The organism is Pseudobacter sp., assembly GCF_051955275.1.
In the GTDB taxonomy this organism is placed as follows: domain Bacteria; phylum Bacteroidota; class Bacteroidia; order Chitinophagales; family Chitinophagaceae; genus Pseudobacter.
In genome coordinates, this window is the sequence record NZ_JBQCGW010000003.1 from 37,903 (window position 1) to 62,508 (window position 24,606).

Here is a 24,606-nt window from a genome sequence, read left to right on the forward strand (position 1 = left end):
TTATGATAAAATTACAACATCGATGTCAGCGGCAGCCAGTTTGGTCAGCAATTGATTGAACACAGCGGTATTGAGGATCACGTTCCAGATGCTCAGGTGCGGTTTACCGATACAGATAGTGGTCACTTTTTTCTGTTCGGCCACCTCGATGATCCCTTTGGCAATATTCCGGTGTTCCAGCCTGACCACCTCTCCCCCCAGTTCTGTGGCCAGTTTGAAGTTATTGATAAGGTGCCGCTGTTCGGCCAGCCCGATCCTGTCGCCCGCCTCCCGCGGTGTTTGCACATACAGTACATACCAGCGGGAATTATAGTAAGCAGCCAGCCTGGCCGTTTTCCGGATCACCATCCTGGCGATACTGTGATTGCTGCTGATACAGGCCAGGAAGCGCTCAGAACGGCCGTTACCGATACCAGGCAACTCCCTTTCGATCTTACCTTCCACCTGTGAAGCCACTTCTTTCAGGGCCAGCTCCCGCAGCTGAAGGATCTTTTCACTTTGAAAAAAATTGGTGAGCGCAGTCTGGATCTTGTCGTTGGTATAGATCTTCCCTTCCCGGAGACGGGTGATCAGTTCATCAGCTGTCAGGTCTATATTCACTACTTCATCTGCCATCTGCAATACGTTGTCTGGCACACGTTCCGTTACTTCAACGCCCGTGATCTCTTTCACTGCTTCATTGAGACTTTCGATATGTTGAATATTCACTGCGCTCACCACATTGATGCCGGCATTGAGGATCTCCAGTACATCCTGCCATCGCTTTTCGTTCTTGCTTCCCTCCACATTGGTATGCGCCAGTTCATCCACTATCACCACTTCCGGCCTGAGATTGAGAATGGCCTGTACATCCATTTCCTCCAGCTCCTTGCCTTTATAGAAGATGCTGCTGCGCGGTATCACAGGTAAGCCGGGTAACAGGTCGTGGGTTTCTTTCCGGTTATGGGTTTCGATATATCCGATCTTTACATCCACTCCGTTGCGGAGCAGGGTATGCGCCTCCTGGAGCATCCGGAAGGTCTTGCCCACACCGGCGCTCATACCGATATAGATCTTGAACTTACCGCGACGGCTCTGCCTGATCAGGTCTAAAAAATGTTGTACCTCAGGCATGATCGAAGGATTGTACTGTTATCAATTTTTCTTGTTTTAAAAGCTCAAGGCAATGGCAGTGGCCACCATAGGACTGGAAGTAACAGGATCAGTATTTCTCTTGTCAAAATAAGCTTCTTTACCATGCAGAGAGCGTATTTCAAGCCTCCACACTGCATTGCGGAACAACTGCCTGTCGTAGTTCACACTCCATCCGAAAGTTTTGAATCCTTCCGGTGTACCAGTGGCAATGATCACACCATGTTCATCCTGGTAATACTCGCCTCTCACAGCAAAACTATTGCTCTCATCCACTGCATATTTCAGGATCAGCACACCGGTGAACCAATTGTTGAAATCACTGCTACCTTTTCTCTTTTGCTCCATTCCATAATCAAAACCGGCAGTAAGACCCAGCTTCTCCGTAAGATTGAATATGCCATACACATTATGATAGTAGCGCATCAGCCGCACACTGTCTGGTTTGTCATTGCCCGCAAACGTGCTGTAGTTAAGCGTTACAGAAGATAATGGCTTATAGGTTATCTGTGTTCCGAAGGCTGGCGTGGAATTCCCATCCACCCGCTGAATGCGCTGCCAGCCATTCAGGTACATGGCAGCCAGGTACCATTTCTCATTCTTACTGGTAAAACCCAGTTTAGCGCCAGCCTCATAGTAAGGCGAATTTTCAGCCACGATGCTTCGCGTAAGCGTCCAGTTATCTTTTCCGATGGCGCTTTCAAAACCGATATGCGAAGGCATGATACCTGCATCCAGCCAGAGGTTGGCGGTCTTCGATAGTTTCACACCTGCATTGACTTCATAGATATTTTTAAGCACGCCGGGCTCAGCCGCCATATTCGCATTCATGTAAGTGCCTGCGCCAATGGCCAGGTTTGCACGCAGGCGGTCATTGTTGTAGCTTCCTTTCAGGAATGCGAGATTCACATTCACTTCATTCACTCGGTTGTGGCTGTAAATAAAACCGGGGCGTGTATTATTCAATGGCCTGTTCACATCATACACATAATAGGCTTCTGCATAACCACTCACAGTAAAGGGATTGCTCTTAGTTGAATCCTGCGCAACAGCCTGCAGCCCAAAACCGCCTGCCAGTGCTGTTGCCATCATAATCTTTTTCATTGTCGTTTGTAGTTTGTAATTGTTCTATTTCATTTTATCCAATGCGATATTCAGTGCCAGCAGGTTCACGGTTGAAGGACCAAACATGCCCAGCAGCGGGCCATCCGTATATTGATCAACCAGGATATTCAGGCTTGATTCATCCAGCTTTCTGATAGCTGCGATCCGCTTCACCTGTATTTTGGCAGCAGCCGGCGTCAAATGGGGATCAAGTCCGCTTCCGGAAGCCGTTACCAGTTCAGCAGGTACCTGTGACTTGTCGATACCCGGATTGTGCACAAGGAATGTATCGATCCTGTCCTGCACCGTTTTCAGGTAATCAGGATTGGCCGGTCCTTTGTTGGAGCCCGCTGAGCCGGCAGCATTGTAATCCACTGCTGAGGGCCTTGACTGGAAGTATTTATCTTGAGTGAATTTTTGTCCGATTCTCGCATACCCCACAACGTTACCATTTACAGTAACCGTCTGCCCCTTTCCTCCACCGGGAGCCAGTTTAGAAAGCAGCGCTATCGAAATGGGATAGAGGACCGCCAGTAACAGGATCATGATAAGGGTCATCTTAATCGAAGGCAATAAATATTTTTTCATTGTGCTTTTTTTATTCGTTTACATAAAGAGCGTCAGCACCAGGTCAATCAGTTTGATACCAATGAATGGTACAATGATGCCACCAACACCATAGATCAGCAGGTTCCTGCGCAACAGCGCATTCGCGCCGATGGGTTTGTATCTCACGCCACGCAATGCCAGCGGGATCAGCATCGGAATGATAATGGCATTGAAGATCACAGCTGAGAGAATTGCGCTCTCAGGACTGGTGAGGTGCATGATATTCAGGTGCTGCAATGCAGGAATACTGGTGATGAAGAGTGCAGGAACAATAGCGAAATACTTGGCCACATCATTGGCAATGGAAAAGGTAGTGAGCGTACCACGCGTCATCAGCAATTGCTTACCGATCTCCACGATCTCGATGAGTTTGGTAGGGTCATTATCCAGGTCCACCATATTGCCCGCTTCTTTGGCGGCCTGCGTACCACTGTTCATGGCAACACCCACATCAGCCTGCGCCAGTGCCGGCGCATCATTGGTGCCATCTCCCATCATGGCAACCAGCTTACCGCTCTGCTGTTCTTTTTTGATGTACTGCATCTTGTCTTCCGGCCTGGCTTCCGCAATGAAATCATCCACACCGGCCTTATGTGCGATGTATTTTGCAGTAAGCGGGTTATCACCGGTCACCATCACGGTTTTCACGCCCATCTTACGCAGTCGATCAAAGCGTTCCTGAATACCCGGTTTGATAATATCCTGCAACTCAATAGTACCGGTCACTCTGCCGTTGATACTTACAACCAGTGGCGTACCGCCATTCATCGCTATCTCCTGCACCTTCCTTTCCGTTTCAGCAGGAACGGAGATATTATTCTGCACAGCCATCCTTTTGATAGCATCAAAGGCGCCTTTCCGGATCTTTGTTCCATCCGCCTTGTCTACACCACTGCTGCGCGTTTCAGCCGTGAAGCCAACAAACTTCACATCACCGGTTGCATGCGGCGCTTTCACACCCTTACTGTTAGCCAGCTCGATGATACTCTTGCCTTCCGGAGTTTCATCCGCCAGTGAGCTCCACACGCATGATTCGATGAAGCTGTTGATCTCCACTCCATCAGCAGGCCAGAAATTAGTGGCTTTACGATTACCGATAGTAATGGTGCCAGTCTTATCGAGTAACAATGTGTCCAGGTCTCCCGCCGTTTCCACTGCCTTACCACTCTTGGTGATCACGTTGGCCCGCAGTGCCCTGTCCATTCCCGCAATACCGATGGCAGACAGCAAGCCTCCAATTGTAGTGGGGATCAGACATACAAAAAGAGAGATGAATGCCGCAATGGTAATACTCGTATTTGCATAGTCTGCAAAAGGTTTCAGCGTTACGCACACGATCACGAAGATCAGCGTGAAGCTGGCCAGCAGGATGGTCAACGCAATCTCATTCGGCGTCTTCTGACGGGAGGCTCCTTCTACCAGCGCAATCATTTTATCCAGGAAGCTCTCTCCCGGTTCCGTAGTCACACGTACCACAATGCGATCTGACAAAACTTTGGTACCGCCGGTCACAGAAGATTTGTCACCCCCCGATTCGCGGATCACCGGTGCAGACTCTCCTGTGATGGCACTTTCATCCACCGTTGCAATTCCTTCGATGATCTCTCCGTCCATCGGGATCATATCCCCTGCCTCGCAGACAAAAAGATCACCTTTTCTCAGCTGGGAAGAACGGATCATCTTGATCTCATTGGTATGGATCCCGCCTACCGGCTCAATCTTCTTAGCCAGAGTATCCTCTCTTGTCTTACGCAGACTATCCGCCTGCGCCTTACCCCTTGCTTCCGCAATCGCCTCCGCAAAATTGGCAAAGAGCAGTGTTATAAAAAGTATAGCCGTAACCGTTATATTGTAAGCAAAACTGCCCTGTGAATTCTCACCAGCCGAAATCCAGCAACAAACGGCTACCATGATGGCTGTACCCACTTCCACAGTGAACATCACCGGGTTGCGGAACATAATTACCGGATTGAGTTTGATGAAGGCCTGCTTCAGTGCAGTGCCCATCAACTCCCGGGGGAATAATTTATTTTGATTACCTGTTTTCATTGTTCACCTGTTTAATCATTATCGGATACTGAAGTATTCTGCCAGCGGTCCCAGCGCCAGTGCAGGGAAAAAGCTCAGCGCATTGATGATGATGATCACCGCAAAAGTGACCGCACCAAATGTTACGGAGTCAGTTCTCAGCGTACCGCCTGAAGCAGGAATGTATTTCTTGTTAGCAAGTAAGCCAATGATGGCAACAGGCCCGATAATAGGAATGAACCTGCTCAGCAGAAGAATGATACCAGTAGATACATTCCAGAAGATATTGTTATCACCAAGTCCTTCAAATCCGCTGCCATTATTGGCATTGGAAGAAGTGAACTCGTACAGTATTTCAGAGAAGCCGTGGTAGCCGGGATTGTTCAGCCAGTTCTCCGGCTTTACGGCCCAGTCGCCCCCCGCATGCGTGGCAAAGAGATAGGCTGCCAGCGCAGTTCCGCCTTTCACCAGGAAGGCTGACAACAATGTCACCATCGCCGCGATCTTCACTTCCCGCGCTTCCACTTTATGGCCCAGGAATTCCGGGGTCCTTCCCACCATCAGTCCGGATATGAATACCGCGATAATAAGGTAGATGAGGTAGTTCAGAATTCCCACTCCACATCCTCCATAAAATGCATTGATCATCATCGCCAGCATCTGCATCATTCCTGAAAGCGGCATGGTACTGTCATGCATCGCATTCACCGAACCTGTTGAGATCACCGTGGTCATGATACTCCAGTATGCAGAAGCGGCTGCACCAAACCTCACCTCCTTTCCTTCCATCGCACCGGCGGTCTGGGTAATCCCCATCTTCGTGATCTCCGGATTACCACTCATCTCCCAATGCATGGTGGGAATCACCAGACAAAGCACGCCCACCGTCATCACTCCGAAGATCACATACGCCAGCTTCTTTCTGTTGATATAAAACCCAAGCGCAAAGATCAATGCCACAGGTATGATCACCTGTGCCATCACTTCCATCATATTAGTGAGGTAGTTCGGGTTTTCCAGGGGGTGCGTGGAGTTGGCGCCAAAGTAACCTCCCCCATTGGTGCCCAGGTGTTTGATAGCAATGAATCCGGCAGCAGGCCCGCGCGACACCTGCACTGAATCACCCTGCAACGTAACAACGGAATCCTTTCCATCATAACTCGCCGGCGTTCCATTGAAAGCCAGCACCAACGCCATGATCAGCGACAATGGCAGCAGTAACCTGGTGATGGATTTTGTGAAAATGGCCCAGAAGTTTCCCAGATTATTAGTCGTACGTTCTTTCAATCCGTTACATACTCCTATCAAAGCTGCAATACCGGTAGCTGCACTCACAAACTGTAAGAACATCAGTACAAAAGTCTGCGTAAGGTAAGTGGCACCCGACTCTCCCGAGTAGTGCTGCAGATTACAGTTCACCAGAAAACTGATAGCCGTATTGAAAGCCAGATCAGGCGTCTGATCCGGATTACCATCGGGGTTCATGGGAAGATGTCCCTGAAAGCGCAGCAGAAAGAATGCATACACCAGCCACAGCAGGTTGATGCCCAGCATCGCTTTCAGAAACTCCTTCCAGTTCATTTTTTTGTTAGGGTCAATACCACTGAAGCGATAGATGATCCTCTCCAGCGGATTCATAAAGTCTGTGATCGTACGCTCTCCCTTAAATACCCGGACAATATATTTCCCCAGCGGGAATGCCAGCAATATGGTGAGAAGAAAAGTAACGATCACTCCGAATAACTCTGTGTTCATTTCCTGATTCGTTTAGGATTAAAATTTTTCGGGTTTGAGTAACACATAAACGAGGTAGCCAAAAACTACCGTCGATACAATCAGCAGGGATGTCATCATAAAAATTATGTTTAAACCTTTTCAAAGAAGTTGATGCACTTGAAAAACAGCCAGAACAAAACAAGGCTGATAGTGATGAGCGATAGCGTGAGCATAAAAGACGATTTTGTTTACAGGGTGAGATGGGCAAAGGGTGTACCGGGAGGTATGCCAGATTTGGCTGGTTGGACGAAATGCAGAGTGGGATTGATTATTAGGGGATAAAGAATTGTTGGGAAGCTTTTATCGGGAGGGGAGGTTTTTCATTTTGGAAGGGTGGGTTTTTCAAAATGGGTTGCTTTTTGTTTGGGCCGGGGCCGGTGAAAGGGGTATGAAAATTGGGGCTGTAAAACATACCCACACCTGTGGTGGTACTATGGGGATTTGGTGGGGTGAGTTGAAGCGGTAAGGCAATGATGAACTGAAGGATCGTATGTTTCGAAGGCCCCTTTTTCATACCCCTTTCACCGGCAATCACCTTGAGAGTGCAACATAGGAAACCCGTACTGCAAATGATACCGTTCTGAATGAAAGCACCAATAATATCCTCTGATAAAGCAAACCAATATGAACGCATTTCTACAATTACTTGCAGACAGGCAATATCCGGTGATATCATATGCGGACTTCACGTGGGGGCAACAAAATCCTTTTCTGCATCCGTGATCGCTGTGGGGGAGGAGATGGGTACGGGTGCATCAGTGCTGATGAAATGTAAGAGGGGGTCTCCGATGTATAACTGCAGCACAAGCAGGGAGGAAAGCAAAGGGTAATGAAGAGCCGGCCTTCGGATCTGTTGCCCCACTGCTTAATAAATATTCTACTGCTTAATCCCTCAGATCAATAGCTCATAAGTATTCCAGGCTGTTTGGCAGATTTACAGCCGGCGATCATAACCCTTTGCGATTAACCAGAACTAAGAAAGATGGTATTCTTCGATCTTACGATACAACGTAGTTAACCCGATATTGAGCAACCGCGCTGCTTCCGTTTTATTACCACGGGTATGATTCAGCACACGCTGGATATGAAGTTTCTCCATACTGGCAAGTGAGAAGGCAGAGAGCGTAGTGCTCTGGTTGTCCGACGCAGAGAGGGTTTGCTGGAATTCGAGCGGGAGATTGTCTGTTGTCAGTTCGGTAGCCTCAGAAAGGATAACGGCACGCTCGATGATATTCTTGAGCTCACGGATATTGCCTTTCCAGGAATGATATTGCAGGTGCTGCAGGAAATCAGCACTCATGCCGGTAAGACGGCTATTGGTTTTGGCAGCAAAGAGATGGAGGTAATGAGAAGCGAGCGCAGGAATATCTTCCTTGCGTTCATCAAGAGAAGGAAGTGTGATGGTAAATACGTTGAGCCGGTAGTAGAGATCTTCGCGGAACCTGCCGGTATCCACTTCCTGCTGCAGGCTACGGTTGGTGGCCGCAATGATGCGGACATTAACACGGGTGGGTTTGGTGTCGCCGATCTTGATGAACTCATTGGTTTCGAGCACGCGGAGCAGTTTGCTCTGGAGATCGATATGCATTTCACCGATCTCGTCGAGGAAAAGCGTGCCGTTGTGCGCTTCTTCGATCAGGCCCTTCTTGTCTTTGACGGCATTGGTAAAGGCCCCGGCCTTGTGCCCGAAGAGCTCGCTCTCCAGGAGGTCTTTGGGAAAAGCACTGCAGTTGAGCGGCATGAATGGCTGGCCAGCGCGCTTACTGCCGTTGTGGATCGCCTGGGCAAACACTTCTTTGCCGGTGCCCGTTTCTCCGAGAAGCAGAACGGTAGCATCAGTGGGCGCCACTTTCTTTGAGAGCGTGATGGCATCTTTGATGCGGGCGGATGAGCCGATGATATTTTCGAAGCTGTATCGCTTACCTACCTGTTTTTCGAGTTGTGCAACACGCTTTTTGAGCTGCACCTGCTCGATGGCACGACTGAGTAGTGGCAGGATCTTTTCGTTGTCGTCGCCTTTGGTGATATAATCGAAGGCGCCATTCTTCATGGCCTGCACACCGTCCGCGATATTGCCGTAGGCAGTGAGCAGAATCACCTCTGTACCGGGATATTTTGAATGGATAATGGCGGCATAGCTGACACCACTGCCATCCGGCAGCTTTACATCGCTTAACACCACATCGATAGATTCACGCTCCAGCACTTTGCCCGCTGATTTGAGATCGGCCGCTTCAAATACAGTAAAGCCTTCAAGACTGATGATTCGCTTGAGCAGACCTCGGAGTTTCTCCTCGTCGTCAATAAGAAGGATATTGCCTGACATGGAACAAAACTACAGGTTTCGCCTCATCTCCCAATCACCAGTTTTTCTACGCGCAGAATGATATCTGCTTCAAAGCGGCAGATATACACGCCGGAGCTCAGTGTGCGCGTGAGCGGGAGTGCCACCGTGTGCGTTCCCTTCTGATAGGTTACATTGGAAATGGCCGTTCCCACAAATTTACCGTCTGCCGTGTACAGCGTGAGACGCACACTTGTAGGCGCTTTCAGTGTAAAGCGGATAGTGGCCATATCAGGTGTTGGATTGGGATAGAGCGACAGGGCCAGATCACGGCCCGGATCCGTTGGTTCGGGGCCAGGTGAAGTGGGTGGCTTTTCAGGAAGCGGAACCGTTTGCAGGTCATCCGTTAAGAATACAGGAGCACCGGTGAGTGCTATGCCGGTGGAATTGATGGAAGTGGAAACATTCGACTCCGTGAAATTCCATTCGCGTTTTACCATTTTCAGGGATACGTTCATGGCAGCCGGGAATGAGTAAGTAGCTGCAGCATTTTCGGAAAGATCGGTAGCCGTTTTTGCCCAGACCACATACGTGAATTTATTGGCGGCATCACGGAATGCGGCACCATCGATATTGGCAGGCAACTGCATCTGCGTGGTGCGCGCAGCATCGTAGGTGGAGCCGCGAAGAATATCGGAAGTGGTTTTGAAAGCAACGCCTTCCCTGCTGTATTGCTGTTTGTAAGCACCGCCATTGGTGAGCGGCCCCTGCCCTTCCAGCTTGGTGTAAAGACCCATCGTTTGCTGGCCGTCTACCGCTTCTGCTACGGTACGGGAATCACCAAGCACAAAACTGTAGTACTGGCGGACCTCATTCTTCTGACTTTGCACAAGGGCTTTGATGATATAATTACGCTGAGCTTCCTCGGAGCCGATATAAGTGCCGAATGCTTTACGTGGAATATTATTCTCTGTGCAGATATAATGCTTTTTCGGGTAGGTAGTACCGTTATATCCGTAGGCGGTCAGCACAGTCTCAAATTCTTTCTTGAGATTGATATAAGCCTGAGCAGCTGCATCGGAATGACGTTTATATACCCAGCCACCACCATTGGCATCACTCCACACACCCAGGTTGAATTGGGGATAGCTGTGAAAACTGAGCACATCAAAATAGGCGCCCCCCTTGAGCGGATAATCTGCTGTAACTGCACCGCCGGATGGATTATCGGTAAAACGGAGGATGGCATCCAGGAAGCTGGGATAACCCAGGCCACCGGTTGTTATATAGGCTGTGGGATCCACCGTTTTGATCACTTCGTAGGAAATACGGAGCAGGCGGATATAGTGGAAGACCGGGGCCTTCATATTGGGAAGGTCGCAGGGAGTGGGAAGATTGTCGTACCAGTTGCCTGTTTCACCTTTCTTCTTGTATCCGTTGCCACCATAATCGTAATCGGGCTCATTGATGATCTCCCAGAATTTGACCCAGTTTTTGTAACGGGTCACCGTTTTATAGACGTAGAGTGCGTAATAATTGTTCTCGTTAACAGGTGTGCCATTGGCGCCATTGTCCCAGATAGGCTCGTACATATTCTTCCAGAGCACAGACTCATCGGCACAGCCATTGTATTTCGTATTGTCTTTGTGAGCGGTGGAAGGGCCATTGAGGAAAACGGTATTGTCCACGATGCCGAGAGAGGCATAATGAGCAAACTCCGCCAGCCGGATATCATAGCTCCATTGTTCGAGGAAAGATTCGGGAAGTGCGGGCCTCAGGGTTTTAACGCCTGCTCCTTTTACATTTTTGGAGGGATTGCCTGCGGCAATATCGGCGAGGGACTTATCGTCCCAGGAATTGCCGTAGTAACCTGGATTGGTACCATACATGAACTTACCATTGTAAGCAGGCACCTGGGTATTGGCAGTAAAGGATACTTGTGCTGAAAGCTGGTGGCAGACCAGGAGGGCTACCGCCAGGAATACGTGTAATGGTTGTTTCATAAGAGATCAAACTTCACGGTTAGTGTACAGGATTACCGCGGATTTTGAAGCAATTACTTTGCCAAAAGCAAGCAGAATCGGTCAAAAAATAATTACGGCTAGAGGAAAAGCTGACGCAGTGCGGCTTTCAGGAAGGGAATTTTGGGTAATACACTGATAAGGCGGAGCTCGCCGGCCAGGCTGCTTTGGTTCCCAAGGAACTGAAGCACAAGGGAAAGGCGGTTCTTGCGGAAGAGTCTTGTAAAGATAGCTTCACCTGGGAGCCGCTTATTGACAAGCACATCCAGGAGCACGGCGTCATAGAAATGAAAACGGGTATGCTGATAGCTGGTGGGGGAAGGGCGCTCTCTCCTGGCCAGCTGAGCGGCCAGCTGATCGGACTGACGCTGAATGAACTGGAAAGTATACCCACTACTGGGCTTGGTCTGTCCCCCGGCCGTTCCGATATGGATGATACGGCCATCAGACTCAGGAAAGCGATAATTGGTCATAGGGATGGCGCCGGTTTCCTGATCTTCTATGGTATAGGCGGTTTTGATATAACCGGACATATAACTGCGAAGCCCTTCTTCATATTCTTCATCCGTCAGCAACTGCTCCGTGAAGAGCGTGTACTCCACCAGCGCCTTTCGTTCGCTCAGAGGCATCACATATACAAAGGCAGTGCCTTTATCCTGCGGGATCCTGAAATCCATAAGGGTGGCGGCAGCGGGGTCAAAAACGGGCTCCTCCGTTTTAATGAACCATCCTTTGAAATGCTGGAGTAATAAATATTCATGCTTCGCCAGTACAGGACGCAAAGTGACCACACTGTTGAAAATATATGGGGCAGTATAGGTTTCTCCCGATATGGTTATAGAAGCCGCATCACCATTTCCATTCATTTTTTCAATATCACCCTGCAGGAACTGCACATTGGGATGAAGGGAGATGGTCTGCATGCAATGCCGGTAGAAATCTTCCCCGCGTATCATTTTGTACGCATAAGGAGTTATACTGCTCAGCTTTGAACAGCCATTGCCATGATACCAGAGCTGATGGTATTGATGATGAACAACAGACTGAAAGAAGCCGGGCTCTTTCTCCCAGAAGCACCATGTTTTGTTCAGCATACTGGCCGGCTGTTTATCTACCAGCAGGATACGTGCATGCTTTGTGACCGGCTGTTGCAGCATGCGCATCAGCAGGCTTAAAGCAGCGCAGCCGGCGCCGGCAAAAATGTAATCGTATTGATTACTGGCGGGCGCGCTTTTTGTCATTCCGGATCTTGTTCCAGTATTTACGGTGAACGTATAACATACCAAAGCTTTCGCCCTCCTGCTTATCCAGGTGCTTGTGGTGCATCTTGTGCGCCCAGCGTATCGCGCGCACGTAAGTATTGTTGGAGTGGGTGAACCATTTGAAACGTTGGTGAATGATCACATCATGCACCAGGAAATATGCCGCGCCATAGGCCATGATGCCAAAGCCGATGGCCTGCAGCCAGTAGATCTTATCCAGTGTACCGAATAGAATGCATAAGAAACTGGGAATGGCGAAGATCACGAAGAAGGCATCGTTCTTCTCAAAAAAACCAGGCGTGGGCTGGTGATGATCTTCATGGAGATACCAGAGAAAACCATGCATCACAAATTTGTGGGTGCACCAGGTGATCCCTTCCATCAGGATGAAAGTACCAACGAGGATGCCGATATAAATTAGCCATTGCATACTATCAGATTGTAGGCTGAACAAGTCCCTGCTCCACTGCCCACTCCTTCACTTTCGGGAAGGCAATATGGAACCAGGATGTATATTTCTGTGGATGCGTTTGCAGGGATTGCTGGATATCGTCCAGGCTCTTGTAACAGACTTCATGGACCTCTTCCGGGTTGGGCGTGATCCTTTGTTCGTACACACCTGCAAACACATGATCAAATTCATGTTCTATCAGTCCGTTGTCAAAAGCAGTCTGGTAAGTGAATTCGAAAATTTTATCGAGGCTGGTATTGAAGCCTAATTCTTCCTGCAGCCTGCGGTGGGCTGCATCAGTAGTGGCTTCGCCGGGAATGGGATGACTGCAGCAGGCGTTGGTCCATAAACCCGCACTATGGTATTTGTTCAGTGCGCGTTGCTGCAAGAGCATCTCTCCCTTGCTGTTGAATATGAATACGCTGAAAGCACGGTGCAACAATGCTTTCCGGTGTGCTTCGATCTTTTCCATGGTTCCGATGGGCTCATCCTTCTCGTTCACCAGTATTACTTCCTGCGTTTTGTTCATACTGCAATTTACTGCAAAACCCTCGAAAAGCGGGCGCTTACCAGTATCATGGCTTTGTGGAAGTTAGGTATCCGGATACGCTTTTCCATGATGGCGGCAGGGGTACTGCGCCTGATCTTCCGGAAAAGCGACAGGTAATAACGGTAGGCTACAAACACCCCGAACCTCGCCTTCATCGGCAGGGCCATGATTCCTTTGTGCGCGTGTTCAAAATCAGCCATGATATCTTTCTCTATTTCCTGTTTGCTGTACTCATCCCAGTTACGCATATTGATACCTGGAAAGTATATCCGCTGTAACTGCTGATGATCCGCCTTCATATCCCGCAGGAAATTCACTTTCTGAAAAGCGGCACCCAGCGATTGAGCGTACGGCTTCAGTGACAGGTATTTTTCCTGATCCCCTTCGCAGAAAATGATCAGGCACATCAGCCCCACCACTTCCGCACTGCCATAAATATATTCTTCATAGGTCTGCTGCTCATGCCTGCTCCGGCTGAGATCCATCCGCATACTGTGGAAGAATGCCCTTATCAGCGCATGATCGATTCCGTAATGATTGACACAATATTGAAAACTGTGAAGAATGGGATTGAGACTGATGCCCTCACTGATGGCCTTCCAGGTATCGGCTTCAAACCTGTTGAGCAGATCTTCCTTATTCCATTGATGGAAGGTATCAACGATCTCATCCGCAAACCGCACGAAGCCGTAAATGCTATGCACCTGCCCTTGCAGGTCTTTATGCAGCAAACGGATGGCAGCAGCAAATGAAGTGCTGTAGGTTTCTGCAGTTGCCTTACTGCATCGCTGACTTACATGGTGAAAAAGTTGCATCATGTTTTGCGTAAATAGCTTCTGTGTTCAAATAAAGAAAAGATCAGTACACTGCCAAAACTATCTGCCCGCTATGCACATTTGTTCAATTATTTCAAAGGACCATCAGAAATATCTCAACACCTGTTTTGCAACTACCTCGCCGCTGATCAAACTGGGCGGAACACCAGGTCCCGGAACAGTGAGCTGACCTGCATAAAAAAGATTGCTGAGTTTCCTGCTTCTGCAGGAGGGTTTGAGAATAGCTGTTTGCTTCAGCGTATTGGCAAGACCGTAAGCATTTCCTTTGAATGCATTGTATTCATGTACGAAATCCGATACTGAAAAGGATTTACAGAATACGATGGCATCTGAAATTTTCTGACCGGTACGTTGCTCAAACCTTTGTACGATCTGCCGGAAGTATTTATCGCGCAGCGCCTCATCATCACCTGTAAGGCCGGCAGCTACGGGAACCAGAAAGAACAGGTTCTCTCCCCCTTCAGGGGCCACTGTATTATCTGTAACAGAAGGGACGCTCACATAGAATAGCGGATCATCGGGCCATTCCACGCTGGTGTAGATCTGGTGGGCGTGCCTGTTAAAATCCGTATCAAAGAAGAGGTTATGATGCCGGGTATTCTCCAGCTTTTTACTCAGGCCCACATACCAGAGGAGACAGCCGGGGGCCATGGTACGGGAATCCCAGTATTTATCGGTATAGCTGCGCGCATCAGGCGGCAGCAATTGGGTTTCTATGAAATGATAGTCTGCCGCACCGATCACTACATCAGGTTTGTAGCTTCCCTGCGTGGTGATCACCTCTTTAGCAAGATGATTACCGGTAGTGATTCCCGTAACAGCTTCATTGAACCTGAACTCCACGCCCTGTTCCAGGGCCAGGTTATACATGGCTGTTACCACGCTGTACATACCGCCATCAGGATACCAGGTGCCCAGCTGAATATCAGCATAATTCATGAGACTGTAAAGTGCAGGTGTATTCTCGGGCAGCGCTCCCAGGAAGAGCACGGGAAATTCCATCAGTTGCCGGAGACCGGGATGCTGAAAGTATTTACCGATATGGGATTTCATGGAAGAGAGCAGGTCAAGGCGGAACATGCCGCGCATTACATCCAGATCAACATATTCCAGTAGTGAACGGCCGGGCTTGAACACCAACTTGTTCATACCTGTTTTATATTTGTAAGCTGCCTCTTTCAGGAATGTATCCAGGCCTTTTGCTGCACCCGGCTGCAGACTTTCCACTAATGCACGGAACGCATCCATATTGGCGGGGATATCCGTAAAATGATCGGGCCAGTAAACGCGGTAAGAAGGATCCAGCCGCTGCAAGCTGTAATAGTCTTCCACTTTTTTATTGAAGAGGGAAAAATATCTCTCGAAAATATCCGGCATCCAGTACCAGCTGGGGCCCATATCAAAGGAGAAACCGGCGGATTGAAGCTGGCGGGCGCGGCCACCAGGACTTTGTTGTTTTTCCAGCACAGTTATTTTCCATCCTTCACGAGCCAGGAAACTGGCGGCAGAAAGGCCGGCAAACCCGCTCCCGATAACGATTGCATGCTTCCGGGCAGTATTATATCTGGCAGTTGTTTTCACTATAGAAATGAAAAAAGGCGTGATAAAGCTGATCCGAAGATCAGCCGTATCGCGCCAGCGAAAAAATTTTTTATTCCGATAAGCTACTTAAACACGTAAAATTAAAAGCGATGAATCTGCGTTTTCAACAATTTACGGGCAAAGTGTATGCGGCTCTTGATGGTACCTAGTGGCTCATCCAGCATTTCCGCGATCTCATGATATTTGAATCCATCGAAATACAACAGGAAAGGATTCCTGAAGATCTCAGGCAGGTTATGTATAGCTGCCTGAATATCTTTCAATCTCAGCGTGCCTTCAGCTCCATTGATGGTTACGGCCTGGCTTTGGTTGATTAAAAAATCATTGGGAGTTGCATCGAAAATCACGTTCTGCTTTACCTTCCTGCGATAATTATTGATGAAAATATTACGCATGATGGTATACAGCCAGGCCTTAATGTTCGTTCCTACATTGTACTTATCCTTATTGGCCAAAGCTCTGTATAAAGTCTCCTGGAACAAATCTTTAGCTGCTTCTGAATCCCTGGTGAGAGTAATTGCGAAAGGCTTGAGAAAGTCTGCATTCTTCACCAGCATTTGGTTAAATTCTATCGTCGACATGGCTCAAGGTGTTTAAATAATTACGATACAAATTTAAACATAGATTGTCAGAAAGTAACGTTAACTGTTCACGGGATTATGTTAAAATGTAAAACTAACGCATTATCAGCAACTTATAGTCCAGCAATAAATTCCATAACTTCCTGTAAACTGCGCTTGAATTCCACCTGGGGAAAGCTCTTTCTGGGGTAACAAACAGCCAGTTGTCCGGATATCACCAGTCTGGCCTGCGGCACTGTCTGGTGGAAATGATTGAGGAATTTGTCAATGTTAAAATTGGCAGGAACGCTGGTAAGATGCGTCAGCAGAAAATCAGGCTTTTTTGCGTTCACCAGAAATTCCATATCACGTACAGGCACATCCGAACCCAGGTAAAGGACCTGCACGCCTTTACTCTTGAGGAGGTAATAAAGGTAGAGCAGCCCCAGTTCATGATATTCTCCTTCCGGCAGAAAGAGCACAACGGTTTTATCCGAGCGCATGCTGCTATGCACATTCTCGATGCCCACTATCAGTTTCTGCCTGATGATATTGGCAACCAGGTGCTCCTGCGCGGGCTGAATGAAATTGGTCATCCAGAGGATCCCGATCTTGTCGAGGAACGGAAACACAAGCTGGGTAATGGTTCTCTCGATACCTCTTGCCCGGATATATTGGTTGAGCACGTCTTCAAAACTCACAATGTCCAGGTCTACCATATACTGTACCAGGTCATTGATCAGCCTTTCCTGCTGTGCTTCTGCATGAGACAGTTCGATGATCTTCTGGCGCACTTCTTCCGTGCTCATCTTATCGATATGCGAGATCTTGAAGCCGTATTTATTCAGCAGCGCGATGTTCAACACCGCCTTCAACTCATCGGTGCTGTAATAGCGTATGTTCGTATCCGTTCGTTTGGGTTTCAGGAATGAATACCGTTGTTCCCAGATGCGGATCGTATGCGCTTTGATGCCCGAGAGGTTTTCCAGGTCTTTGATCGTGAATACGTTCACAGGCAAATGATTTGATTCTGTAACTACATCCAAGATATGTCAATTGTTTAAGATTTGTACTGAGATAACTCAACTAAAAATCTGACAAAGTTCATGAGACCTAACACAAGAGCCAGATTTTCAGCTTCTTATGCAATTGAAAGACTCAGCTCGCGCTGATCTTTTAAGTGTTAAAAATTGATCGAGGGATTGAGCAGTCTGCCTGAATCAAGCAGCTGTTTGACGGAATCTGTCAGGCTGGGGGAGTTGCGCAAGGTGTGAAGGTGCCTCTCGTGATGCAGATCGGTACCGAGCAGATTCACATAATTCTTCTTAAGAAGATAATTGGCCAGTTCATTGGCCGCTTTCCCATAATATGGAGTAAGGGATAACAGGTTCACCTGGAAGAGGCATCCTGCATCTTTGAGCTCATCATAGGTCCTTTTTGATGCAGTCAGATATGCGTAACGCTCGGGGTGCGCCAGCACCGGCTGGTATCCCTTGATCTGCATCGCAAAAATTTTTTCTTTCAGGTCAATCGGAGGAGTTACGAAGCTGAACTCCACCAGCACCCAGTTATCCTGGATGGTACGCAGGGGCATATCCTTGCGGAGAAGATCATCAAAGTGATCATCGAGGTAGTATTCAGCGGCAGCACGGAAGGGAGCTTCCAATCTACCGTTATAGGATAACCGGAGTTTTTCAAGAGCCCCATCGATACTTTCATTGGTATTCTTGTACAGGTCCCAGAAGATATGGGGAGTAGTGATGAATCGCTGAATACCCAGGTCCTGCAAACCTTTGATGAGGGTTGCGGAGGTTTCGGTATCGGGAGAACCATCGTCGATGCCGGGCAGCAGATGCGAATGCATATCTGTTCCGATGCCGCTCAGATCAACCGTCTGTGACTGTTTTTTTTTGAAGATGGAGAACATTGGGTTACTATTCGCTCTGTTAAAGCTAAACTACGGCATTGGAATGTTGTGTGAACTCCTCGTAAACTTTTTGGATGCCCTCCCTGAGCCCGATCCTGGCCTTCCAGCCAAGACCATGGAGTTTGCTTACATCCATCAGTTTCCTGGGAGTGCCATCAGGCTTGGTCAGATCATGTTCGATACGGCCTTTATAACCAATGATATCTTTTACCATCAGGGCCAGTTCATTGATACTGAGGTCTTCACCTGTTCCTATATTAACAAAGCCTTCTTCATTGAAGTGCTGCATCAGGAAGTAACAGGCATCCGCCAGGTCATCTGCGTGCAGGAACTCTCTTTTAGGCTCTCCCGTACCCCACATAAGTACAGAGGGAGCATCAGCGATCTTCGCCTCATGGAATTTCCTGATCAGGGCAGGCAGTACATGAGAGTTCTTGAGGTCATAATTATCGTTCTCTCCGTAAAGGTTTGTGGGCATTACTGAAATGAAATTACATCCATACTGTGAGCGGTAGGCATCGCACATTTTGATACCAGCGATCTTGGCGATGGCATAGGGCTCATTTGTTGGCTCCAGCAACCCTGTGAGCAGGTATTCTTCTTTCAGCGGCTGGGGTGCCATTTTAGGATAGATACAGGATGACCCGAGGAACATAAGTTTCTTTACTCCATTCACATATGCGGCATGGATCACATTATTCTGGATCATGATATTATCATAGAGGAATTCTGCCCGATAGGTATTGTTGGCTACGATGCCTCCCACTTTTGCAGCAGCCAGGAACACATAATCAGGTTTTTCCTTTGCAAAGAAATCATTCACCGCCTGCTGATTACGCAGGTCCAGTTCAGACGAAGTCCTTTGCACCAGGTTGGTGAAACCTTCCTGTTGCAGTTTCCTGGTGATAGCCGATCCTACCATTCCACGGTGCCCTGCCACATATATTTTAGCCGATTGCTCCATATATCTTAATTACAGCTTTCTGATCAAAATGTTTATTCAAACTGATTACGTACATAATATCCTGCTTCCTGCAGCATGCGGTCTTTGCGGAAGAGGTCCACATCATTGTCCATCATCTCTTTTACGAGTGCCGGCAGATCGTATTTGGGGGTCCAGTTCAGCTGGGTCATGGCTTTTGCAGGGTCTCCGATCAGGAGGTCCACTTCCGTAGGCCTGTAATAGCGGGGATCAACGGCCACCACTTCCTTACCTATTTCGATCTGGAATTCAGGGTTGTTGCAGGCTGTAACGATACCAACTTCCTTGTCGCCGGTTCCTTTGAACGCCAGTTCAATGCCCACCTCACCAAATGCCATGCGCACGAAATCGCGTACTGGTGTTGTGATGCCGGTTGCTATCACATAGTCTTCCGGCTTCTCCTGCTGAAGAATGCGCCACATGGCTTCCACATAATCTTTTGCATGGCCCCAGTCGCGCTGTGCATCCAGATTTCCCAGGAAGATCTTATCCTGCAATCCGAGTGCGATGCGGGCTGCGCCTCTGGTGATCTTTCTGGTAACGAAGGTTTCACCACGCAGCGGGGATTCGTGATTGAAAAGGATACCGTTCACAGCGTACATGCCATAGGCTTCGCGGTAGTTGACGGTGATCCAGTATGCATACAGTTTGGCAACGGCATACGGAGAACGCGGATAAAAAGGTGTTTTCTCTGATTGCGGCACTTCCTGCACCAGGCCGTAAAGCTCTGATGTTGAAGCCTGGTATACCCTGGTTTTCTTTGAAAGACCAAGCAATCTAACGGCTTCCAGTATGCGAAGTGTGCCAATACCATCAGCATTGGCTGTATATTCAGGTGTTTCAAAGCTCACGTGCACGTGGCTCATCGCTGCCAGGTTATAGATCTCATCAGGCTGTGTTTCCTGGATGATACGGATGAGATTGGTGCTATCGGTAAGATCACCATAATGCAGTTTCAGCTGCACGTTCTTTTCGTGTGGGTCCTGGTAAAGATGATCGATCCGCTCGGTATTGAAGAGGGAACTTCTTCTCTTCACGCCATGCACCATATAACCTTTTTTAAGCAACAGGTCTGTAAGGTAGGCTCCATCCTGCCCTGTAATACCTGTGATCAGCGCGACTTTTGACATACGTTTATCTAATTATGAATTGGAATATTTTCCTTACCGGCTTCAGCCAGATAGTAAAAAAATAAGGTTTCAGTTGATTGAGTTCCCAGGCCTGGCGGTCTTCCCTGTTAGCCCGGAACCTGTTTTTCAATGTGGCATTGCTCATACCTCCGGCGCGCATTTTTACCAGCACGTGCGGGATATAGGCAGCCTTCATTTTATGTTTCAGCAGCACACGCAGCATCAGCTCGTAATCTGCTGCGGAGCGCAGTGAGGTATTGAACAGACCAGCCTGTTCATATACTTTTCTTCTTACAAAAAAGGCAGGATGCGGCGGCATCCATCCGTAATAAAAACTGTTGGGCCTGAAACGGCCTGCTTTCCATTTGCGGGTGATCTTGTCAGTATTCTGCTGTTGCACATAATGCAGATCACCATACACGGCATCCACGGCGGGATCCTCAAAAGCAGCCATTACCAGGCTCAGCACCTTCGGGCTGCAATAGAAATCATCGGAATTGAGGATGCCTATCACATCACCTGAAGCAAGGCCAACTCCTTTGTTCATCGCATCATAAATGCCTTTGTCTTTTTCAGACAACACCTTACTGACATGCGGGAATTCGGAAACGATGCTCAGGGTATTGTCTTTCGACAAACCATCTACTATGATATGTTCAACATTGCCATAATCCTGCCTGGCAATACATTCGAGTGTATCGCGCACAGTGGCTGCACTGTTGTATGTTGCTGTGATAATGGAAATGGTCATAACTATGATTCAATAACTCTTTGCCTGACGGCTACTGCCGGATTTCCCTGATAGATTGTATAGGCTTCCAGTCCTTTGGTGGCAACTGACATGGCAGCCAGCACGGAATGCGACTGGCAGTGTATGCCCGGGCAAACAAGTGATTGTGCTCCTATCCAAACGCCGTCTTCCAGCGTGATGGGTTTCACCATCAGGTCAAAAGTGGATTTGGAATAATCATGATTGCCGGTAAGCAGCATGGCGCCCTGCGAGAGGCAGACATGTGCTCCGATGGAAACGTCGGTCAGGTTGTCTATCCAAACTTTTTCTCCGATCCATGAATGATCGCCCACGGTCAGTTTCCAGGGGTATTTGATATTCACTCCGGGCTTTACCACCACTCCCTTACCTAATTTCGCGCCAAACCATCTGAGAAGAAGTTTTTTCAGTCCTGATGATGGATTAAAGGGGTTGATGAAAAACAGCACATTGATAAAATACCAGCACAGCTGTTTGATCCGCGAAGCGCCGATGGTTGGTTTGAACCAGTCATTATTATATACTCCGAGATTGGTAACTCCCTTCATTTAAAAAGCATATGGTATTTCACTGAATAGTCAAAAGTAGCGATAAAGCTGTTGGCAAATGCATGTGCGCCTGCCGACCATTCATTATATTCATCATGGTCCATTGTCAGAAACCGTTGGAGGCTATCGCGGAAAGTTTCAGGCTTGTTCAGGCTGATATCAAAGCCTGCTTTGTATTGTTCCAGGTTTCTCCAGGGCGTTTGATCGCTGATCAGGATGGGTCTTCCTGCTGATAGTGCCTCAAATACGGCATGGCCGAAATTCTCTCCCAGGGTTGGCAGCACAAATAAATGATATTTCCTGAGGGTTGTAAATACTTCTTTGTGTTGCAGGGGGCCTTTGAATTCAACTTTGAAGCCTACGGGCAGTTTTGAGGCCATTTCTTTACACCGGCCTGTGTAAACGGGATCATCGGGTTCCCCGTATACATCCAGTTCCAGCCTGGAAGAAGCAGGCAGCTGCATCAGTTGCTCCAGCACAAAATGAAGGTTTTTCTTAGGATGCACCCTGGAGATGAATATCATTTTCAATGTACCCGGTTCTTTGCGCGTTGGCAACCATGGTTGTTCATCCACATTGGGAATATTTTCAGCCACCTGCACACGGGTAGCGGGGAAATAAGTGATGATATCCTGTGCTTCCTGCTTATCAGTTGCATGGAACCGGATCTTTTTTGTGATCCCGCTCCACCGGAACAATTGAAGGAAGAATTTTTTCTTCAACGCTTTCTGTTGCAAGGCTCCTGCATGCAACATTCCTCTAGGGGCCAGCACCACGCGGTCCAGTTTCTTTTTGCCTTTCAACACCAGCAGCGGTACCAGGGTATAAGACCTGGAGAACATGCTGTTGAAATAAACGGTATCCGGTTGCACCTGGTCTACCAGGTTTTCAATCCGGTTTCTGTTGATGGAGCCGGGGCTGCCATACCAGATATGTACGTCCTGCTCAGGGTTTACCCATTGATCAACACTTATACCAGGGTATGCCTGCTGATCTCCCAGGTCCCTGTCTGAAGTAATGATGTAAAATGAGAACTGGTCCTTAAGGCACTTCACGATATTACGGCATGACTGGATTGGCCCGCCGGCTTTGTAGCCGGGGTCATACCAATCGCAGAAAATAAGTATACGGTGTTTGACAGCGTGTACGGAACTCACGTAGAGGGTTAGTTGATATTATTCCTTTCCAGCCAGTATTCGAGTACAACAAATAACCAGATATCGATCCATCTGCAGGAGGGGTCTCCTTTAAGAAAACCTTTCCAGAGCTTTTGAAGCCCTTCAGGCCTGATGATCTGGCGCTGGCTGATCCGGTTTATATAAGTTTCGCAAAATGATCTTAATTCTGTTCTCATCCATTTTTCCCAGGGGAAAACAAAACCCTGTTTGCGCCTGTGCACTATCTCATCGGGGATCATTCCATTCAGAGACTCCACCATCAGGCTCTTTGGATAAGTGGGGTATTTGACATGATCCGGCACTCTCAGCAGAAATTCGATCAGGTCATAATCAAAGAACGGCTCTCTGATTTCAAGTGATACGGCCATGCTCATCTGATCGATATCCTTCAGCAAAGTATTCTGTGTATACCCCATCAGATCCGCCACGGTTATCTGGCTAAGGAGCGGCAATGTACTTAACTCATCCCGGAGGTTGAGCAGCCTGTCACCGATCAGGCAATCATAGGAATGACTGAAGGAGGTGGTCTTGCTTAATTGTCCGGGCGTAAGGATACGCCTGCATTCGGGATAAAAGTAGCTGACGGAACAATCGGGAGCATCTATCAGCCTGGCCAGTCTTTCCATTTTACCGGAAGACGATAGTTTGAGAATACCTCCCAGTGTTTTCCTGATCCAGGTTGTTTTATTCCAGACCCCATCCAGTTTCTGGGCTTTCAGGAATTGTTTGAAGAATGGATAACCTGCAAACAATTCATCACCACCTACGCCTGACAGCGCTACTTTCACGCCTGCCTGTCTGATGGCTTTTGAAACGATCCATGTATTGATCCCGTCACCACTGGGCATATCCACACTGTTGAGCGCCTCAGGTAGCTGATCTAGCAGGTCCCTGGGTTTCAGTATGATGGGGTGATGAGAGGTATTGTATTTTTTAGCCACCATTGCAGCAAATGGTGATTCATCAAATGCTGCATCTTCGAGGCCGATGGTAAAGGTTTCTACCGGTACTGAAGTCAGCCGGGCCATGATGGCCACAACTGCTGCCGAGTCGATTCCTCCGGAGAGCAATGCTCCTACCTGAACATCGCTGACCAGTCTTTTCTCCACTGCTCTGAACAGCAGGTCATGTATATTCTTTTTGGTAAGCTGCAGGTCTGCATGATTGAAATCGCTTTTTGCCGGCATTGGTTCCCAGTATCTGAACTTACTGATCCGTCCTTTACGGATGATCATTACAGATCCGGCATCCAGTTGAAAAACTCCTTTTATGATCGAGATGGGAACACCAATGGATTGAAAAGAAAGGTATTCCCAGAGTGCTGCCTTGTTAAGTTCTCCCGGGATAAGTCCCGAGTTCATCATTGCCCTCACCTCCGATGCAAAAACCATGAAATTCTTTCCGAAATACAGGTAGAGCGGCTTGACCCCCACCCTGTCCCTCGCCATGAAAAGCTCCTTTTCCTCAGTGTCCCAGATGGCAAAGGCAAACATGCCTTTCAGGTAGTGTACACAATCGGCCTTCCAGGTTATATATGCAGCAAGGATCACTTCTGTATCCGAGCAGGTCTGAAAGTTGAAATGCGGTAAGGAACTCCTGAGTTCTTTGAAATTGTAGATCTCCCCGTTAAAAACAATCACATACCGATTGTCTGTTGTAATCATTGGCTGCGCTGCCTGCTGCGACAGGTCTATTATAGAAAGGCGCCGGTGACCCAGTTGAATGTGCTCATCACTAAAACTACCGTTTCCGTCAGGCCCACGGTGTTCCATGGCCGCTGACATTTTTTCTATTCTCCATTTTTCAGGGGTCTGGGGTTGGTAGTGGAGAATACCAGCAATTCCGCACATAAGCTTAT

The 24,606-nt window shown here is 48.2% G+C and carries 23 protein-coding genes; all 23 read right to left on the reverse strand.

The genetic code is table 11. The annotated features are described in order from the left end of the window. The gene (locus ACTHMC_RS00270; RefSeq protein ID WP_440409819.1) at window positions 1-1,113 is read right to left on the reverse strand and encodes a sensor protein KdpD; all 1,113 of its coding nucleotides are present in this window, start codon (window positions 1,111-1,113) and stop codon (window positions 1-3) included. A 36-nt stretch (window positions 1,114-1,149) separates the two neighbouring features. Beyond that, complete coding sequence (locus ACTHMC_RS00275) at window positions 1,150-2,235, reverse strand: porin (RefSeq protein ID WP_440409820.1); 1,086 nt, start codon at window positions 2,233-2,235, stop codon at window positions 1,150-1,152. 24 nt (window positions 2,236-2,259) lie between these two features. Then, entirely contained in the window at window positions 2,260-2,823 is a 564-nt protein-coding gene (locus ACTHMC_RS00280; RefSeq protein WP_440409822.1) for a K(+)-transporting ATPase subunit C, read from the reverse strand. 18 nt (window positions 2,824-2,841) lie between these two features. Next, on the reverse strand, window positions 2,842-4,893 hold the full coding sequence (gene kdpB, locus ACTHMC_RS00285; RefSeq protein WP_440409824.1) for a potassium-transporting ATPase subunit KdpB: 2,052 nt from the start codon (window positions 4,891-4,893) through the stop codon (window positions 2,842-2,844). A gap of 18 nt (window positions 4,894-4,911) precedes the next feature. Beyond that, window positions 4,912-6,627, reverse strand: a complete 1,716-nt coding sequence (kdpA, locus tag ACTHMC_RS00290; protein ID WP_440409826.1) for a potassium-transporting ATPase subunit KdpA — start codon at window positions 6,625-6,627, stop codon at window positions 4,912-4,914. A gap of 18 nt (window positions 6,628-6,645) precedes the next feature. Beyond that, window positions 6,646-6,726 (reverse strand): K(+)-transporting ATPase subunit F, encoded by an 81-nt coding sequence (gene kdpF / locus ACTHMC_RS00295; RefSeq protein WP_440409911.1) that lies wholly within the window; start codon window positions 6,724-6,726, stop codon window positions 6,646-6,648. A 193-nt stretch (window positions 6,727-6,919) separates the two neighbouring features. After that, a complete protein-coding gene (locus ACTHMC_RS00300) occupies window positions 6,920-7,324 on the reverse strand; it encodes a hypothetical protein (RefSeq protein ID WP_440409828.1) in 405 nt (134 codons plus the stop codon). A 297-nt stretch (window positions 7,325-7,621) separates the two neighbouring features. Beyond that, window positions 7,622-8,974 carry a sigma-54-dependent transcriptional regulator gene (locus ACTHMC_RS00305; RefSeq protein WP_440409830.1) on the reverse strand — a complete coding sequence of 451 codons (1,353 nt, stop codon included), beginning with the start codon at window positions 8,972-8,974 and terminating at the stop codon, window positions 7,622-7,624. 23 nt (window positions 8,975-8,997) lie between these two features. Then, a complete protein-coding gene (locus tag ACTHMC_RS00310) occupies window positions 8,998-10,935 on the reverse strand; it encodes a T9SS type A sorting domain-containing protein (protein WP_440409832.1) in 1,938 nt (645 codons plus the stop codon). Between the two features lie 98 nt (window positions 10,936-11,033). After that, the gene (locus tag ACTHMC_RS00315) at window positions 11,034-12,194 is read right to left on the reverse strand and encodes a lycopene cyclase family protein (RefSeq protein ID WP_440409834.1); all 1,161 of its coding nucleotides are present in this window, start codon (window positions 12,192-12,194) and stop codon (window positions 11,034-11,036) included. After that, window positions 12,169-12,645 carry a beta-carotene hydroxylase gene (locus ACTHMC_RS00320; RefSeq protein ID WP_440409836.1) on the reverse strand — a complete coding sequence of 159 codons (477 nt, stop codon included), beginning with the start codon at window positions 12,643-12,645 and terminating at the stop codon, window positions 12,169-12,171. Before ACTHMC_RS00320 ends, ACTHMC_RS00315 begins: the two co-directional genes overlap by 26 nt. 4 nt (window positions 12,646-12,649) lie before the next feature. After that, window positions 12,650-13,195, reverse strand: a complete 546-nt coding sequence (gene idi / locus ACTHMC_RS00325) for an isopentenyl-diphosphate Delta-isomerase (protein ID WP_440409837.1) — start codon at window positions 13,193-13,195, stop codon at window positions 12,650-12,652. Between the two features lie 8 nt (window positions 13,196-13,203). Continuing rightward, the gene (locus ACTHMC_RS00330) at window positions 13,204-14,034 is read right to left on the reverse strand and encodes a phytoene/squalene synthase family protein (RefSeq protein WP_440409839.1); all 831 of its coding nucleotides are present in this window, start codon (window positions 14,032-14,034) and stop codon (window positions 13,204-13,206) included. Window positions 14,035-14,136: 102 nt separating this feature from the next. Further along, window positions 14,137-15,633, reverse strand: coding sequence for a phytoene desaturase family protein (locus tag ACTHMC_RS00335; RefSeq protein WP_440409841.1), 1,497 nt, complete (start codon window positions 15,631-15,633; stop codon window positions 14,137-14,139). Between the two features lie 101 nt (window positions 15,634-15,734). Beyond that, a complete protein-coding gene (locus ACTHMC_RS00340; RefSeq protein ID WP_440409843.1) occupies window positions 15,735-16,235 on the reverse strand; it encodes an RNA polymerase sigma factor in 501 nt (166 codons plus the stop codon). Window positions 16,236-16,348: 113 nt separating this feature from the next. Further along, on the reverse strand, window positions 16,349-17,227 hold the full coding sequence (locus ACTHMC_RS00345; RefSeq protein ID WP_440409845.1) for a MerR family transcriptional regulator: 879 nt from the start codon (window positions 17,225-17,227) through the stop codon (window positions 16,349-16,351). 170 nt (window positions 17,228-17,397) lie between these two features. Further along, on the reverse strand, window positions 17,398-18,141 hold the full coding sequence (locus ACTHMC_RS00350) for a tyrosine-protein phosphatase (protein ID WP_440409847.1): 744 nt from the start codon (window positions 18,139-18,141) through the stop codon (window positions 17,398-17,400). A gap of 25 nt (window positions 18,142-18,166) precedes the next feature. Continuing rightward, window positions 18,167-19,105, reverse strand: coding sequence for a GDP-L-fucose synthase (gene fcl / locus ACTHMC_RS00355; protein ID WP_440409849.1), 939 nt, complete (start codon window positions 19,103-19,105; stop codon window positions 18,167-18,169). 32 nt (window positions 19,106-19,137) lie between these two features. Further along, complete coding sequence (gene gmd / locus ACTHMC_RS00360; RefSeq protein ID WP_440409850.1) at window positions 19,138-20,253, reverse strand: GDP-mannose 4,6-dehydratase; 1,116 nt, start codon at window positions 20,251-20,253, stop codon at window positions 19,138-19,140. Window positions 20,254-20,257: 4 nt separating this feature from the next. Next, window positions 20,258-21,004, reverse strand: coding sequence for a glycosyltransferase family 2 protein (locus ACTHMC_RS00365; RefSeq protein WP_440409852.1), 747 nt, complete (start codon window positions 21,002-21,004; stop codon window positions 20,258-20,260). 2 nt (window positions 21,005-21,006) lie between these two features. Beyond that, a complete protein-coding gene (locus tag ACTHMC_RS00370) occupies window positions 21,007-21,570 on the reverse strand; it encodes a WcaF family extracellular polysaccharide biosynthesis acetyltransferase (protein ID WP_440409854.1) in 564 nt (187 codons plus the stop codon). Next, window positions 21,567-22,727: a glycosyltransferase gene (locus tag ACTHMC_RS00375; protein ID WP_440409856.1), complete on the reverse strand. Its 1,161-nt coding sequence runs from the start codon at window positions 22,725-22,727 to the stop codon at window positions 21,567-21,569. The genes ACTHMC_RS00370 and ACTHMC_RS00375 overlap by 4 nt, the downstream gene beginning before the upstream one ends. 8 nt (window positions 22,728-22,735) lie before the next feature. After that, window positions 22,736-24,598, reverse strand: coding sequence for an asparagine synthase (glutamine-hydrolyzing) (gene asnB, locus ACTHMC_RS00380; RefSeq protein ID WP_440409858.1), 1,863 nt, complete (start codon window positions 24,596-24,598; stop codon window positions 22,736-22,738). Between the last annotated feature and the right edge of the window lie 8 nt (window positions 24,599-24,606).